This is a genomic window from Tateyamaria sp. Alg231-49 (assembly GCF_900143535.1).
GTDB lineage: Bacteria > Pseudomonadota > Alphaproteobacteria > Rhodobacterales > Rhodobacteraceae > Tateyamaria.
Map to the genome: position 1 here is coordinate 306600 of NZ_FRFA01000002.1, position 15612 is coordinate 322211.

The 15612-nt window shown below is 57.6% G+C and carries 16 protein-coding genes; 10 read left to right on the forward strand and 6 right to left on the reverse strand.

Annotated features, from left to right (window positions below):
* Positions 1-172 precede the first annotated feature (172 nt).
* Positions 173-367 carry a SlyX family protein gene (locus DHN60_RS05100; protein ID WP_108836351.1) on the reverse strand — a complete coding sequence of 65 codons (195 nt, stop codon included), beginning with the start codon at positions 365-367 and terminating at the stop codon, positions 173-175.
* Positions 368-484: 117 nt separating this feature from the next.
* On the opposite strand from DHN60_RS05100, the gene hisS reads away from it, so the two are divergent.
* From hisS to hisG, 3 genes are read left to right on the forward strand one after another with little or no spacing between them, the layout of a single operon-like run.
* On the forward strand, positions 485-1960 hold the full coding sequence (hisS, locus tag DHN60_RS05105; protein ID WP_108836197.1) for a histidine--tRNA ligase: 1476 nt from the start codon (positions 485-487) through the stop codon (positions 1958-1960).
* Positions 1957-3027: an ATP phosphoribosyltransferase regulatory subunit gene (locus DHN60_RS05110; protein ID WP_108836198.1), complete on the forward strand. Its 1071-nt coding sequence runs from the start codon at positions 1957-1959 to the stop codon at positions 3025-3027. Before hisS ends, DHN60_RS05110 begins: the two co-directional genes overlap by 4 nt.
* On the forward strand, positions 3024-3710 hold the full coding sequence (hisG, locus tag DHN60_RS05115) for an ATP phosphoribosyltransferase (RefSeq protein WP_108836199.1): 687 nt from the start codon (positions 3024-3026) through the stop codon (positions 3708-3710). Before DHN60_RS05110 ends, hisG begins: the two co-directional genes overlap by 4 nt.
* A gap of 25 nt (positions 3711-3735) precedes the next feature.
* Here the strand turns inward: hisG and DHN60_RS05120 are convergent, their stop codons facing one another.
* Together DHN60_RS05120 and DHN60_RS05125 are read right to left on the reverse strand one after the other, a co-directional pair.
* Positions 3736-4296, reverse strand: a complete 561-nt coding sequence (locus DHN60_RS05120) for a cysteine dioxygenase family protein (protein WP_108836200.1) — start codon at positions 4294-4296, stop codon at positions 3736-3738.
* A 169-nt stretch (positions 4297-4465) separates the two neighbouring features.
* On the reverse strand, positions 4466-5467 hold the full coding sequence (locus tag DHN60_RS05125) for a DUF4105 domain-containing protein (RefSeq protein ID WP_108836201.1): 1002 nt from the start codon (positions 5465-5467) through the stop codon (positions 4466-4468).
* A gap of 476 nt (positions 5468-5943) precedes the next feature.
* On the opposite strand from DHN60_RS05125, the gene DHN60_RS05130 reads away from it, so the two are divergent.
* Positions 5944-6657 (forward strand): VPLPA-CTERM sorting domain-containing protein, encoded by a 714-nt coding sequence (locus DHN60_RS05130; protein WP_159089121.1) that lies wholly within the window; start codon positions 5944-5946, stop codon positions 6655-6657.
* Positions 6658-6791: 134 nt separating this feature from the next.
* Here the strand turns inward: DHN60_RS05130 and DHN60_RS05135 are convergent, their stop codons facing one another.
* Positions 6792-7223 carry a DUF1489 family protein gene (locus tag DHN60_RS05135; protein ID WP_108836203.1) on the reverse strand — a complete coding sequence of 144 codons (432 nt, stop codon included), beginning with the start codon at positions 7221-7223 and terminating at the stop codon, positions 6792-6794.
* Positions 7224-7416: 193 nt separating this feature from the next.
* Between DHN60_RS05135 and DHN60_RS05140 the strand changes: the two genes are divergently transcribed.
* The 3 genes from DHN60_RS05140 (at position 7417) to DHN60_RS05150 (ending at position 11995) form a co-directional block, all read left to right on the forward strand.
* Positions 7417-9705 (forward strand): adenosylcobalamin-dependent ribonucleoside-diphosphate reductase, encoded by a 2289-nt coding sequence (locus DHN60_RS05140; RefSeq protein ID WP_108836204.1) that lies wholly within the window; start codon positions 7417-7419, stop codon positions 9703-9705.
* A 156-nt stretch (positions 9706-9861) separates the two neighbouring features.
* Positions 9862-10779 (forward strand): lipid A-modifier LpxR family protein, encoded by a 918-nt coding sequence (locus tag DHN60_RS05145; RefSeq protein ID WP_108836205.1) that lies wholly within the window; start codon positions 9862-9864, stop codon positions 10777-10779.
* Positions 10780-10933: 154 nt separating this feature from the next.
* The gene (locus DHN60_RS05150) at positions 10934-11995 is read left to right on the forward strand and encodes a Hint domain-containing protein (RefSeq protein WP_108836206.1); all 1062 of its coding nucleotides are present in this window, start codon (positions 10934-10936) and stop codon (positions 11993-11995) included.
* Positions 11996-12144: 149 nt separating this feature from the next.
* On the opposite strand, the gene DHN60_RS22225 is transcribed toward DHN60_RS05150, so the two are convergent.
* The gene (locus tag DHN60_RS22225) at positions 12145-12381 is read right to left on the reverse strand and encodes a hypothetical protein (protein WP_159089122.1); all 237 of its coding nucleotides are present in this window, start codon (positions 12379-12381) and stop codon (positions 12145-12147) included.
* A 155-nt stretch (positions 12382-12536) separates the two neighbouring features.
* Here DHN60_RS22225 and DHN60_RS05155 point away from each other — a divergent pair, with 155 nt between their 5' ends.
* Positions 12537-13241 (forward strand): helix-turn-helix domain-containing protein, encoded by a 705-nt coding sequence (locus DHN60_RS05155; RefSeq protein ID WP_108836352.1) that lies wholly within the window; start codon positions 12537-12539, stop codon positions 13239-13241.
* Between the two features lie 216 nt (positions 13242-13457).
* Here DHN60_RS05155 and DHN60_RS05160 read toward each other — a convergent pair whose 3' ends face one another.
* Positions 13458-14021, reverse strand: a complete 564-nt coding sequence (locus tag DHN60_RS05160) for a TlpA disulfide reductase family protein (protein ID WP_108836207.1) — start codon at positions 14019-14021, stop codon at positions 13458-13460.
* Between the two features lie 25 nt (positions 14022-14046).
* Between DHN60_RS05160 and argH the strand changes: the two genes are divergently transcribed.
* Positions 14047-15438 carry an argininosuccinate lyase gene (gene argH / locus DHN60_RS05165; RefSeq protein WP_108836208.1) on the forward strand — a complete coding sequence of 464 codons (1392 nt, stop codon included), beginning with the start codon at positions 14047-14049 and terminating at the stop codon, positions 15436-15438.
* The gene (locus tag DHN60_RS22475; RefSeq protein WP_199913631.1) at positions 15435-15611 is read left to right on the forward strand and encodes a hypothetical protein; all 177 of its coding nucleotides are present in this window, start codon (positions 15435-15437) and stop codon (positions 15609-15611) included. Before argH ends, DHN60_RS22475 begins: the two co-directional genes overlap by 4 nt.
* Position 15612 lies beyond the last annotated feature (1 nt).

Sequence of the window (15612 nt, forward strand, 5' to 3'; positions counted from 1 at the left end):
TTGATCCCGAAAGACCAAGGACCGTCTCCGATTACGCCGGTTCGCATCCCTGCTCCCAGCGCCTCTCAACCAAAGGGCATTAACCTTAACATCGGATGAACAGGTCCAAATTCTCTGATTACAAAAAATCCTCCCCGAAGGGCTGATCTCCGTCAGGCTCACGGCTGAAACCTCAGTAATGCGGTGGCCGTTCGTCCCCGACCACGACACCGCCGCCGCCTTGTGCCTCGCGCTCGGCTTCGCGCGCCATCAGCATCTGTGCACGTCGCGTCACCTGTGCCAGCTCGCGTTCCTGACGTGCAACGATATCGCTAAGGTCCTCAACCGTGCGGGTGAGGTGCGCAATCTGCTCTTCCAAAGTGTCGATGCGGCTGTCCATAAGGTGCATGTGGGGCAAAAGAGGTCGGCGTGCAACCCGCGGCGACCTTGCCCCGCCTGAGACCATGGTCTAGTGACGCGCCCAAACCCAACCCGGAGTGGCACCATGGCCAAGCCCAAGAAAACCCCGCGCCCCAAGGCTCAGACGCCCAAGGGCTTTACCGACTATTTTGGCGGCGACGTGACCGAACGTTCGGCCATGTTGGCCAAGATCGCCGAGGTCTATCATCGCTACGGGTTTGATGCGCTGGAAAGCAGTGCGGTTGAGACCGTTGAGGCGCTGGGCAAGTTTCTACCGGATGTGGACCGGCCCAATGAGGGCGTGTTTGCCTGGCAGGAAGAGGACGGCGACTGGCTGGCCCTGCGCTATGACATGACCGCCCCGCTGGCCCGCGTGTACGCACAACACCGCAATGACCTGCCGAGCCCCTACCGCCGCTATACGATGGGGCCGGTCTGGCGCAATGAAAAGCCGGGCCCCGGGCGGTTTCGCCAGTTCTATCAGTGTGATGCGGATACAGTGGGCACGGCGTCCATGGCCGCGGATGCCGAAATTTGCGCTATGCTTGCCGACACGCTTGAAGCCGTTGGTATTGCGCGCGGCGATTATGTGATCCGGGTGAACAACCGCAAGGTATTGAACGGCGTGATGGAAGTTGCGGGCCTGTCTGGTGACGACAAGGCAGTGGAACGCGGCGTCGTTTTGCGTGCCATCGACAAGCTGGACCGCCTTGGGCCGAACGGAGTGCGCGCGCTGCTGGGCGAAGGGCGCAAGGACGACAGCGGGGACTTCACAAAAGGTGCAGGACTGGCCGATGCGGCAGCGGACGTCGTTATGGGGTTCATGGACGCCAAACGAGAGACCGGGGCGGCGACGGTTGTGCGGTTGCGCGAACTGGTTGCCGGTTCCGACATCGGCGCAGCAGGCGTTGCTGAGCTTGAAAACATCGCCACCCTGCTTGACGCGGCAGGCTACGGTCCCGATCGCATCGTTATCGACCCCTCAATCGTGCGCGGGCTTGGGTATTACACCGGCCCTGTCTACGAGGCGGAACTCACCTTCGACGTCCAGAACGAAAAGGGCCAGACGGTCCAGTTCGGCTCCGTCGCAGGCGGCGGGCGTTATGATGATCTGGTCAAGCGGTTCACGGGGCAGGAAGTGCCTGCCACCGGTATCTCCATCGGAGTGGATCGCCTGTTGACTGCCCTGCGCGCAACGGGTCGCATCGGAACCGAAGCCCACGGCCCCGTGGTTATCACCGTCATGGACCGCGACCGCATGGCCGACTATCAGGCCATGGTCGCGGAGCTGCGCGGCGCAGGCATCCGGGCCGAAGTCTACCTTGGCAATCCCAAGAATTTCGGCAACCAGCTGAAATACGCGGACAAGCGCAATTCGCCCATCGCCATCATCGAAGGCGGGGACGAAAAAGAGCGCGGTGTGGTGCAGATCAAGGACCTGATCCTTGGGGCCAAGATCGCCGAAACCGCCACCCATGAGGAATGGGTCGAAAACCCCAGCCAGTTCGAAGTGCCCCGGGGCCAGATGCTGGCCAAAGTGCGCGAGATCCTTGGGGTATGAGCGATCTGCGGGCCCGTGCCCAAGCTTTGCGTGACCAGTTCGCGCAAGCGGGCGCTCAGGTGGTGGACCCACCTGTACTCCAACCTGCTGACCTGTTGCTGGACCTCTATGGCGAGGATATTCGGGGCCGCGCATACGTAACCAGCGACGCGATGCGCGGCGAGCAGATGTTGCGCCCGGATTTCACCGTGCCAGTGGTGCAAATGCATATGGCGCACGGCGCAGAACCTGCGCGCTATACCTATGCAGGCGAGGTGTTTCGCCGCCAAGAAACCGACCCGGACCGCGCCAGCGAATACATGCAAGTCGGCTATGAGGTGTTTGAGCGTAGCGACCCCGCAGCGGCAGACGCCGAAGTTTTTTCCCTGATTTCCCAGGCTGTTGCGCCGCTGGCTCTGCGCGCCGCTACTGGCGATATTGGCATTCTGATGGCCGCTGTCGATGGGTTGAACACAACGCAAAGACGCAAAGCTGCCCTGCGACGTCACATCTGGCGTCCCCGCCGGTTTCGCGCGTTGCTGGATCGCTTTGGGGGCCGCACTTCGGTGCCGGACAGCCGACGCGTCCTGTTGGCGGGCGAGGTCAACACAGACGCGCCTCTTACCGGATTGCGCACGCAGGACGAGATAGATACGCGCATCGCCGCGCTGATCGAGGATACGAACGAACCGCCCATCAGCAATGCAGAGATGGAGGGGCTGGATGCGCTTCTGGCCGTGCGTGAAACGTTGCCCTATGCGCTGTCGCAACTGAATGACCTGTCGGTCGACTTGCCTGCGATCAAGGATGCAGTGGCCCGTGTGGCTGCGCGCGCCGAAGCCCTTGCCAAACGGGGTGTGGACGTAGACAGCCTGGAATTCGAGGCCAGTTATGGGCGCACTTCGATGGAGTACTACGACGGCTTTGTTTTTGGTTTTTACGCGGAATCGCGCCCCGACCTGCCAGCCGTCGCGACCGGAGGGCGCTATGACGCCCTGACCCAACGCCTCGGGGCAGGAGCCGCGATCCCAGCGGTCGGTGCAGTGCTGCGCCCGGATCTGATGGCACTGCTGGAGGAGGTGGCATGATCAAGCTTGGCGTGCCCTCCAAGGGGCGGTTGATGGAGAAGACCTTTGACTGGTTTGCGCGTCGCGAGGTGCATTTGGCGCGCACTGGGTCTGATCGCGAATATGCAGGCGAAGTGGCGGGCATCGATGGTGTCGCACTTGTTCTGTTGTCTGCGGGCGAAATCCCCCGTGAATTGGCCGCCGGGCGGATTCATCTGGGTGTGACTGGCACAGACCTGATCCACGAAAAGCTGCCGCTCTGGGAACAACAAGTCGAACCGATTGCCGAAATGGGGTTCGGGCATGCTGATCTTGTGCTGGCCGTGCCGCAAGGTTGGGTGGATGTGGACCTGACGGATGATCTGGACGCTGTAGCTGCAATGTTTCGTGAACGCCACGGGTTCCGACTGCGCATTGCGACGAAATATCATAGGCTTGTGCGCGAATTCCTGCGCGAGGTGGGCGTGGCGGATTACCAGTTGGTGGACAGTCAGGGCGCGACCGAAGGCACTGTGGCCAACGAAACCGCAGAGGCAATCGCCGATATAACGAGCAGCGGAGAAACCCTGCGGGCCAACCACCTGAAGATCTTGCAAGACGGACTGATCCTTGCGTCTCAGGCTACGCTGTGGCGGTCCCGGGTGGCGGACGTGAATGACGGTGAACGCGCCAATATGCGCACTCTTTTGGATCGATTGACCTAACCAAGCGGCAGCTTGTGCGCCGCCCTTATTCCTCGATTTTAAGGATCAAAGGCGTTTCGGTTTTAGCATCCACGTCAAACGTCGATCGTCCTGTGTGGTTCAAATGGCGGCCATAAGTGTGCAGCGATACCGCGACTTTGTCGCCGTTGTTCCTGACGCTGTGGATATCGTCGGGCAAGCAACACACTGCGGTCCCTGGATAAAGGGTTTCTTCCTTTGTCGCGACGAGATCTGCGAATCCCGGTTTGGAACCATCGTCACGCCGATTGTAATTTGTCTCGTGCTCCTGCCCTTCGATCCCTGAAACGACAGCCCAAGTTTTGTGATTGTGCGCATCGACACCACGCCCGGGGGCCCAGGCAATGGCAAAAACGGCGAGGTCGTGGTTCTCTTCTTCGTTCAACAGATGGAGCCCGACGCCCTGATCTGGATCGGTGTAGCGATACTTGTCTTCGAACCAGCTTGGATCGGAGGCGAGTTTAAGTGCGAGTGGCTTAATCCGATCAGTTATTGCCTTTGTCTCGCTTTCTTCCGCGACGATTGCGCGGATGTCGCTGACATATTCCTCAACTGAATACCCAGTCATGCTCAATTTCCTTCTACAATGCCCATTCAGTGTACCGTGGACACGAGAAAAAGCCAAAATGGAATGAGAGCGCCATGGGTCTTTGCCTCCTCGCGGACGGCCAGTGGATCGCTTTGGAGGATCAGGCTTTCGTTTGGGACGCTTAGTTCTAAACTGGCTCAGGTTTGCTTTAGTGAGCAGGTACGCCCTGTCGTATCGCCTCTGAATAACCGGGCCTAATGCCAAATGCCTGCCCCTTGGATGAGATACTTCCAAGCTCTCTCAATTCCTCGATAGAGTATTCAGTGTTCAGAGAGCCGAGTTCATACCCGTATTCTGGCAGGTATCCATTTACGATGATGCGCCAGTCAAAGGGAGGTGCGTTCCCAATTGCGCGCATCATCTTCAGGACGACGGTTGTACAGTTGGTTGTGATCGAATTGTACCAATGCGGGGCTGCGGCAAGGGCGTTTGAATCAAGAACATACTCTTCCAGTAACTCTCTGGCTGCGGCTGGGTCAGAATTCAGCCGGAACAGTTGGACATCTTCCTTGCGGATGTTCGTGCGCAGACCAACGATATCTGTCTCGGTTGCTGCCATAATTACGATTGGGTTTTCCTTGAAGGCATCAGCGACAGGTGAAAACCCACCATCGACCTGACGCCTGACTTCAATTGACCAAGCCAGGTACTGGCCGTCTGCAAAGCCAAAACTCAGTATGAAATGTGCCATCTCAGGGCCTGCCCAATAAGACAAAAACAGATCCGTGCTTTTCAGTTCATTCAGGTTGTAGGTTCGCGTTTCCCAGTTCTCGACAAAACTACCGTCACCCTGCCATTCGAAATTGCGCACGCCGTTTAGTGTCAGGATGTCTCCGTCAATTTCCCCTGTTACCTGCCGGGCCACATCGGGCGACCAATTTCCATCAGATGGCGGCTGCAAAGTAGACCACCACACCAACAGTGCGACAGAGGCAATGACGAGCGGCAACAACCGTTTAACGCGCCTGTGTCTTAGCCAAAAATACAGGGTGACAGCACCAAGTCCCGCGAAAGACGCACTGAACAACATTTGCACCAGATCACTGCCTGGGGCGCGAAAACTAAGTGCAGCAGCGCCCCAAGCCGTGAAGCCTGCGACAGCCAATGCAATCAGCGTTACGAAGAGAGACCTCAGAATTCGGCGTATCATTGTGTTTGACCCTGATAGGTAGCCTGATCTGACCGGCCCGGACATATTGTTAATTCATATTCAGCGGCTGGTACATCGGCTGCAAACTTTATGGAACCGGTGGCCGGTACACGCTTTACCGGAAATCCTTGCGCACTGTTTTTCGAAATCTTCATCTCAGTTGCGCGTGGCTCACTAGCCATGGGCAACTGCTCGCCTCTTGGGAGGATCAGGCCGAGCGGTTTGGGGGTTGAGATAACCCCAGTTCTGAAAGCTTTCCGCAGATTGCGTTTGGCGAAATGACCCTTCACCTGCCGCCTATCCGACTGTCGATCAGGACTAGACCAAAGAGACAAAAAAGTACCCGTTTGCTCGTTTGAACGGTGCCTGCTCAGGGGGTACTTCAGTGGTGCGGCGGCGGAGTGCGGATGGCTGAGACTGGTTCATCTCATATGCAAGTTGTGTGTTTGAAAGAGTTGCCCAACGTGGAAAATGTTATGAACTATTTGAAAATGTATGCCGCAGCTTTGCTGCTGTGCGTACCTGCCGCCGCACAGTCAGCGAGCGTTTCAGTGACGATTGGCAAAGCTGGCGTAATGGAGGCCGATCAGGCATCGATTGGCGCGACGGGGCTCCTCACCGAAACGTTTGACAGTTTGCCAACAGGCCAATTCAGCAATTTCGAGTCAGAGTTGGGAACATACAGCTCCGGCCGCGTAAAACCAGCGAACCGCTATGGCGGTGCGCATAACAGCCAATATCTGTTTTCGTTGTCAAATCCGGGGTCCACATTGTCCCTAAAGACTTCTGCACGCTATTTTGGTCTGTGGTGGTCGGCTGGCAGCGTCGGAAACAGCGTCGAACTGATCAAAAATGGGGCAAGAATATTTGTCTTCAACACAGACGATGTTCTGGATTTTCTGGACGCCAACACTTCAAACACTGCGGACTACTACGGGAACCCGAATGATAGATTTGCCAATCAGGTCCGTCATGAACCGTTTGTGTTTCTGAACATGTTTTCGGACCAACCGTTTGACGCCGTAAGGCTGTCTGGGCGAAACTTTGAGTCCGACAACCATACCGTGGCGACAAATTTCGCACGTGAAACAGGGACCTCCATTTCACCGGTGCCTGTCCCGGCGACATTGCCATTGCTGATGGTAGCGTTTGGTGGGTTTGCCTTCCTAAGTCGGCGCCGAAGGCCGTAAAATGGACCCTCTTTGTCCGTCGCCAATCGGTTCAAACAACTCCGCCATCGCAGCGTGCTGTTTGATCGAATTTGAGGTGGGCAGCCGCAATCAGATTATGTGAGACGCTCGACCGCCAGGCTGGCGATGACGCCTCACAAAACCCCAATCTCCGCAAGTGCGCGATTTAGTTCCACCGGCAACGGTTCTTCGCTGGCGCGGCCCTTGGGCAGGTCTGGCGGCGCGTCTTGGGGTTTCAGGTAGCGCCAGCCTTGGAATGGGCGTTTCAGGGCGCTTTGGACCCGCACCAGTTCGGGGTCGGATACGATGGCGCAGCGCCGGATGCCGTCTTGTCCGATATACTCGTCCAGCCGCAGAATGCGCTGGCGGCAAGTCAGCACGCCTTTGATCACCCAGAATATCGACCCTCCGTTCAGGATTTCACCCTCGCGCTTGGGCCACATGCGGGTGACGTGGCGGGGCAGACCGTCTGGCGCTTGGGCACGTTTGGTCGCTTGCCACGCAGCAAGGTCTTCGACGGTCTCGGTGCCCACGCTCAGCTTGATCAGGTTGATATAGTTATCCACAGACTCGCCCCTATCCCACACAAAATATTGTAGCACGGGGAATGTACACTGCAAGGTGTTGTGGGTGTCGCGCCACTAGATTTGGTGTTCGAAAGGTCAAGGGTAACTATTTGTTGTGGATTGCGGCCGCTGTGGTACTGTCTTTGTCTGCACTGCTGCCGACAGAATCGGCGGCTCGTTAGGGGATGCCACAATGACACGCTTTGCCGCGCCAATTGCCGAACAGATCTGGGACATGAAGTATCGCTTCAAGGAGGCCGACGGCACGCCCATTGACGAAACGGTTGAGGACAGCTGGCGCCGGATCGCATGCGATCTGGCAAGCGTCGAAGACAACCCGAAAGCGTGGGAAGACACGTTCTACACCGCCCTCGAAGATTTCAAATTCCTGCCCGCTGGTCGCATTACCGCGGGTGCGGGCACAGCGCGCTCGGTCACCTTGTTCAACTGCTTTGTCATGGGCACGATCCCCGACAGCATGGGCGGTATTTTCGAGATGCTGAAAGAGGCAGCACTGACCATGCAGCAGGGCGGCGGGATCGGCTATGATTTCTCGACCATCCGGCCCAAAGGGGCAGGGGTAAAGGGCGTGGCGGCGGATGCCTCGGGTCCATTGTCTTTTATGGATGTTTGGGACGCGATGTGCCGCACGATCATGTCCGCAGGTTCGCGTCGCGGCGCGATGATGGCCACGATGCGATGCGATCATCCTGATATCGAGGATTTCATCACCGCCAAATCCGATGCCGCGCGACTGCGGATGTTCAACGTGTCGGTGCTGGTGACGGATGACTTCATGGAGGCGGTGAAAGCTGATGGCCCATGGGATCTGAAATTCGACGGCCACGTTTATCGCACCGTGCAGGCGCGTGATCTGTGGAACGGGATCATGCAGGCGACCTATGATTACGCTGAACCCGGCGTGATCTTTATTGATCGGATCAATGCGGCCAACAATCTGAACTACTGCGAAACGATTGCCGCCACCAACCCGTGCGGTGAGCAACCCCTGCCGCCATATGGTGCGTGCTTGCTCGGCTCGATCAACCTTGCCCGGCTGGTGTCTGATCCGTTCGGGGATGCGGCTGCCTTGGACGAGGGTCAACTGACCGAATTGGTCGGCACTGCCGTGCGGATGATGGACAACGTGGTGGATGCATCGAAATTCCCGCTAGAGGCCCAGGCCCGCGAGGCCGCAGCCAAGCGCCGGATCGGTCTTGGGGTTACCGGGCTGGCGGATGCGCTGCTGATGGTGGGCTTGCGTTATGGATCCGACGAGGCGGCGCGTCAGACCGAAAGCTGGTTGAAAGCGATCGCCCGCGCCGCGTACCTGGGCTCTGTGCAGTTGGCAAAGGAGAAGGGCGCGTTTCCACTGTTTGACGTGGATGGCTACCTTGCCTCTGGGACGATGCAGGCCATGGACGACGACGTGCGCGCAGCCGTGGCCAAACATGGCATCCGCAACGCGTTGCTCACGTCCATCGCACCGACGGGCACTATTTCGCTTTATGCCGGGAATGTCAGTTCCGGGATCGAGCCTGTGTTTGCCTATGCCTACACCCGCAAGGTGCTGCAAAAAGACGGAAGCCGCACAGAAGAAGAGGTTGTGGACTACGCCGTGCAGATGTGGCGCGAGTTGAAGGGTGACGTGGAGTTGCCCGATTACTTCGTCAACGCCCAAACGCTGGCGCCGGCCGATCACGTGAAAATGCAGGCGGCAGCGCAAAAGTGGGTGGATTCGAGCATTTCGAAGACCATCAATTGCCCCGAAGACATCAGCTTTGACGCATTCAAAGATGTCTACATGCAAGCATGGGATACAGGGTGCAAAGGATGCACAACCTATCGGCCCAACGCCGTGACAGGGTCTGTGTTGACGGTGGCCGAGGAGAAACCTGTCGATCGGGAGGTGATCACCACGAGCGACGAAGAGCCGATGCAACCCCATGGCGACGTGATCTATATGTCCGAACCCCTCGACCGGCCTGCCGAACTCGAAGGGAACACGTACAAGGTCAAGTGGCCCGACAGTGAGCACGCGCTGTATATCACCATCAACGATATCGTCATTGGTGGGCATCGCCGCCCGTTCGAAGTGTTCATCAACTCCAAGAACATGGAGCATTTTGCATGGACGGTCGCGCTGACCCGGATGATCTCTGCCGTGTTCCGGCGGGGGGGCGATGTGTCGTTTGTGGTCGAGGAACTCAAAGCCGTATTTGATCCGCGCGGCGGTGCGTGGATGGGGGGCAAGTACATTCCTTCAATTCTTGCGGCTATCGGGGGTGTGATCGAACAGCACATGGTCGCCATCGGATTTATCGAAGGCGAGGGGATGGGGCTAAAGGCTGATCCCAAAGCCGACATGGCTCAACTGGGCACACCGCGCGGCAAAGCGTGTTCGTCCTGCGGGTCTTACGAGCTGCGCATGGTCGAAGGGTGCATGACCTGCGCCTCCTGCGGATTTTCGAAATGCGGGTAAGATCGGGTTTTCCCCCGCTTTCTGATTTCGACTGAGGTTAAAAAATCACGCACAGCGTGTATTTAGGCTGACTAATACACGTAAGTACTTGGCGGCGAGTACACGCCTAGGTATTAAGGAGGGGCTTGGGGGAGCGCATAGGTTCAGGACGGCTTTATGTTTCGATGGATTACGGCGGCGCTGATAGCGTCTGCCTTTGTGGCCCCAGCGGTCGACGCGCAAGAGCGCAAGCGTTTGGGCTATGGCATTTTGCTCAACAATGACGTGATCGACGGCCGGCGTGACCGCTGGCGTACTGGCGGGTTTCAATCCTCGCGCATCTGGGGTCCGGCATGGGCCGGAACGGCGCCCGGAGGTTTTGGGCAGCTCCTTGAATTGCGACTGGGCGCCGAGATCATCACACCAGAAGATCTGCGCGACGTGTCCGACAGTGACCGGCGCTATGCAGGCGCGCTTTCGGTCGGGCTCCACACCCATTTCCAGCGCGGGATGACAGAATATGCGATGGGCGGCGATCTGGTGTTTGTCGGCCCGCAGACCGGGCTGGATAGCTTTCAGGATGCGGTGCATGACTTTCTAAGTATGCCCCGGCCGTCTGATGCGGTGCGCGATGCTCAGATTGGGAATGCAGTGAACCCCACGGCAGTGGTCGAAGTCGGGCATAACTTTTCCCTTGGCGCAGACACGACGCTGCGCCCCTTTGTCGAAGCGCGCGCCGGCAACGAGACACTTGCGCGGGTGGGGCTTGACCTGACATTTGGCGACTTTGGTCGCGGCGCGCTCTTGGTGCGCGACAACGTTACGGGGCAACGTTACCGCGCCATAGAGACGGAATGGACTGGGTTCAGCTACGTTCTTGGCGCGGATATCGCGCATGTTCTGGACAGTGAATTTCTGCCCGACAACGATCCTGTCAGCCTCGATAAGACACGCGAACGGCTGCGGGCTGGTGTGCACTGGCGCAGCGAAACTGGGCTGAGCACGTTTTTTGGCGTGACCTATCTGGGCGAAGAATTCGAAGGTCAGGACGGCGGCCAGTTCGTGGGATCACTGCGGGCAAAGCTGAGGTTTTAGGACGCAACCTATAACACTTTTGCCACACCTTTTGGAAACTTGGCTAAATTTCGCAGCCCAAGCCGCTGGAATCCGTCACGAATTTTGACATTCCTCTGAAAAGCCGATTCTTTGGTGGCAAGAAAATAAAAATAACAGAGCAGGCAGTACAGGTATGAATACGGGCTTTCGAGGCACGTTCGTCATTTCCTGGTCGCAAACAGAAGTAGATGGTCTTGATGCCGCACCACTGCCGTCCCTTTCGGTGGGTGCAGCTTGGGCATGGCGCGGAGACGCCGTGCGCGTTGACGGACCCCATGACGTGTTGCGTCTGGACAGGGCGGAAGGAAATGAAGCGCTGCGCAAGCGGGCAGCGCGGATGGTGCGCCGTCTTGTGGGGGCCGCTCTGGAAGATGCGCCGCTAAGCGCGGAGCACACCGATGACCCGTTGATCTCGGATAACAGCTTTGTCGTCACGGATGGCGGCAAAAGCTATACCGTGACCCTGATTGACATCGGCCCGCACAAGCCGCCCTTGCTCATGTTTGTCGATGACATCCCCCCGCGCGAAACAGACCTTTGGGTTGTGCATCACACCCTGAACACGTCTCCGGGTGATGGAATGGGGGCCGGGGCCGGTGGTGTGATCTGCTTTACGCCGGGCACATGGATCGACACACCTGATGGGCCCCGCCTGATCGAGGATTTGCGCGAGGGTGATCGGGTATCGACCAAAGACAACGGCCCGCAAGACGTGCAGTGGATCGGCAGCCGTCGCATGACGGGCGCGCGTCTATTTGCCATGCCGCGTCTGCGCCCGGTTCGGATTGCAACCGGCGCCCTTGGGGTGGAGCGTCCGGATCAGGAATTGTTGGTCTCGCCCGAGCATCGGATGTTGGTCGAAGGCGCGGTCGCGCGCGATTTGTTCAACACAGATGAGGTGCTGGTCGCGGCCAAGGATTTGATCAACGGCACCACGATCAGCGTCGATCTGACTGTGTCCGAGGTGACCTATGTGCATCTGTTGTTGCCCCGCCATGAAGTGCTACGGGCCAACGGGATCGAAACAGAAAGCTTCCACCCGGCCAATACGGCGCTTTCCACGCTGGATCAGGACGATCGCACGCGCCTGCTTGGGCGCTTGCCGGACCTTGAATTTGACCCACACGTCTATGGCACCTACGCCCGCCGCAATCTCAGCACCAGCGAAGCCGCAATCCTGCGCCATGCGGCCTAGGCCCTGGACCTATGAAGCCAAAGGCTGATGCGTTGCGACAAAGCGGCTTTTAATAAAACAGCAAAGCCAAAGCCCCCCAGATCTCAAAATCGAAGATTAGTGCCCACCAAGAAGTCTTGCTACGACCCCTACCGTCGCATCGACGCAGTTTAGTTTACTGTACGGAGAGGCTTCACGCGACGTATGCTTGATCCTGCCTCGCTCGAACCACCATCGTTCAGACCCAAGTCAACTCTGAACTTTTCAGGAATTCGTTGAATAGCGGTTTTGGTTAGGTGTTCATGTCGTTTGTCGATCAAGTGTCGCACAATCCTTTTGACCGCGATGATGAAGCGGGTGAATGGCTGGAATTTTGTGACGCCTAAATGTTCGTTGGCAATTGTCATGTCGATCTCCTTTGCGACGGCTGCTTGCAGCTTCTGACGTCAGCTTCGCCGGTTCCGTACACTCCCCGCTAGTGTCAGGAATGGAGCAGGTCCGGTACAGTTTGTGTACTGGATCGAAGTTTTCGGACGGTTTAGTTTTGGGAGTGGAGGATACAATGACATCAAAACCCTTTGGCCTTTATTGCCCGACGTCCAAGGCAAGCGAAGTTCTGATGCCGCGTTGGACGATCCAAATTCTTGGTGAGCTTTGGGAGGGGTCGACAAGGTTCAACGAGATTCGCAGAGGGCTACCCGGAATATCGCCAACGCTTCTGACGAAACGCCTGAAAGAAATGCAGGAAAACGGATTGCTCGAAAGATTTGAGGACCCGGCAACGGGCACGATTGACTACATCCGAACAGAAAAGGCCGTGGAGCTTGACCCTATCCTTCAGTCAATGGCGCGGTGGGCTCAGCGTCACATAGAGGCGGAAATTGCGCTCGAAGAGCGAGATGCAGATGTATTGATGTGGAATCTCCGCCGCAAAATTATTGTCGACAAGTTGCCCAAACGCAGAAATGTCCTTCGGTTCAATTTCCCAGACGCCAAGCCTCCGTTGTCAACGTTCTGGATGATCACTAAACCCGGTGAACCGGTGGAGGTTTGTGTCCATGATCCGGGTTTCGACGTTGATCTGTTTGTTGAGACGGAAGTTCCAATTCTTACAGGGATTTACCTCGGCAGGTTGAATTTGGAGCGTGAGTGCGTGGATGGTCGGTTTTTCATGAGCGGTGACAGTCGATTGACAAAAACAGTAAGTCGCTGGCTCCAACTCAGTTCGCACTCGCACGTTGATGGTATTCTTACCGTGCCCCGATAAGTCCAGACTCGCCGCTTTGAAGTGATGTGCGGTGGATCTTCAACTAGGAAAAGCAAGGGTCCGCTTCGCCCCGCACAGTCGTCGTTCGCTTGCAATATGTAGAACGACCGCTTCTGGATGTTTTATGAGACCAGAGCCTAAGCGACGGCAGCTTATTCAAATTTTTTGGTCCGTTCTCCAACATGAAGAACGGTTCTTTGTTAGGGAGGCGCGGCTTTAGCTGCCAGCACCGATCAGTTCCGCGATGATCGCCTTGGCGCTGTCAGATGACCAGTCCGCATCCCCGCGCAGCCGGGCAATTTCGCGCCCCTCGCGATCAATCAGCACTGTGATGGGAAGCCCGAAGACACCCATTTGTGCCGCCAGTTTTTGTTTGGGATCCTGATGGCGGGGCAGGTTGTCGATGCCCGTGTCTTTAAAGAATTTGACGATCCCGGCAGGTGAGTTGCGCCCGGTGGCGATGGTCACGACTTCAAAGTCATCACCGCCAAACTCGGTCTGCAACTCAGACAGCATTGGCATCTCGTGCCGGCACGGCGCACACCACGTCGCCCAGAAGTTCACCAGTATGTATTTCCCCTGAAACTCTTCCAGCGTGATCTGCCCTGCATCATCGGCCAGATCAAAGGCGACCTTGGACACAGCCTCGGGGGTGCCGTGAAAGATTAACTTGCGCATATCCCCATCGCGCAAGGCGGCGGCGGCGGACGTGTCGGCATGTGCGGGAATTGCGCCCAAGCTCAGGGCCATGTAGAGGGCGGCAGCAACCAGTCGTTTCATCTTCTTACCTCTCATAGGCCACGTCATGACCGATAAATCTGCAAACACCATGTGGGGCGGACGCTTTGCCGCCGGGCCCGATGCGATCATGGAAGCAATTAATGCCTCGATCGGGTTTGACCAGCGTATGGCATCCCAGGATATTGCAGGCTCGCGTGCCCATGCCGCCATGTTGGGCGCCACAAGCATACTGAGCAATAAGGATGTGGAGGCCATACGTGAAGGCCTGCTCACGGTCTTGTCAGAGATCGAAGGTGGCACGTTTGAATTTTCGACCGCTTTGGAAGACATCCACATGAATGTGGAGGCGCGACTGAAAGAGGTGATTGGCGAACCTGCGGGGCGTTTGCACACGGGCCGTTCGCGAAATGATCAGGTGGCAACAGATTTCAAACTCTGGGTGCGCGATCAATTGGACGCAGCGGAAGGTGCGCTTTTGTCATTGATCAACGCCCTTCTGGAACAGGCCGAGGCGGGCGCGGATTGGGTCATGCCCGGCTTTACGCATCTGCAAACCGCACAGCCGGTAACATGGGGCCATCACATGATGGCCTATGTCGAAATGTTTGGCCGCGATCTGTCCCGCGTACGGGATGCCCGGGCGCGGATGAATGAATCGCCCCTTGGGGCGGCGGCACTGGCGGGCACGTCCTTTCCCATCGATCGGTACATGACAGCTCAGGAACTTGGCTTTGACCGCCCTGCTGCCAATTCCCTAGACGCGGTCAGTGATCGTGACTTTGCCCTTGAGTTCCTCGGGCTTGCCAGCATCTGCGCGATGCACCTGTCCCGCTTTGCCGAAGAACTTGTGATCTGGTCTTCCGCTCAGTTCCGTTTTGTCACGCTGTCGGATCGGTTTTCCACCGGATCTTCCATTATGCCGCAGAAAAAGAACCCGGACGCCGCCGAGTTGATCCGTGCCAAGGTGGGCCGCATCTTTGGCGCCAACACCGGATTGATGATGGTCATGAAGGGGTTGCCGCTGACCTATTCCAAGGACATGCAGGAAGACAAAGAACAGGTCTTTGACGCGGCAGACAACTGGATGCTGGCGCTTGCGGCGATGGATGGAATGGTGCGGGATATGACGGCGAACCGCGCGTCATTGGCGGCCGCCGCCGGGTCCGGGTTTTCGACGGCCACCGATCTTGCCGACTGGCTTGTGCGCGTTTTGGGCCTGCCGTTTCGCGACGCGCATCACATTACTGGCAGCCTTGTGGCACTGGCCGAAGCCGAAGGTTGCGACCTGCCAGACCTTACTCTGGAGCAGATGAAAACCGCCCATGCCGACATCACAAACGACGTCTTTGACGTTTTGGGCGTGGAAAATTCCGTTGCATCGCGTACATCTTATGGGGGGACGGCGCCGGTCCAAGTGCGTGCACAGGTCGCCCGCTGGAAGGAGATATTGTCATGAAACGTGCCTTTTGCCTGATTGCAACGCTTGCTCTTACCGCATGTGGTGTGGACGGCGAGCCCGAGCAGCCGGTCTATACCGACGTCGGAATCGCTATCGGTTCGGGCGGGCATGTCGGTGGTTCGATTGGCGTGTCGCGCGGCCCACTTTCCGTCGGTGTGGGCATCTTCTGAT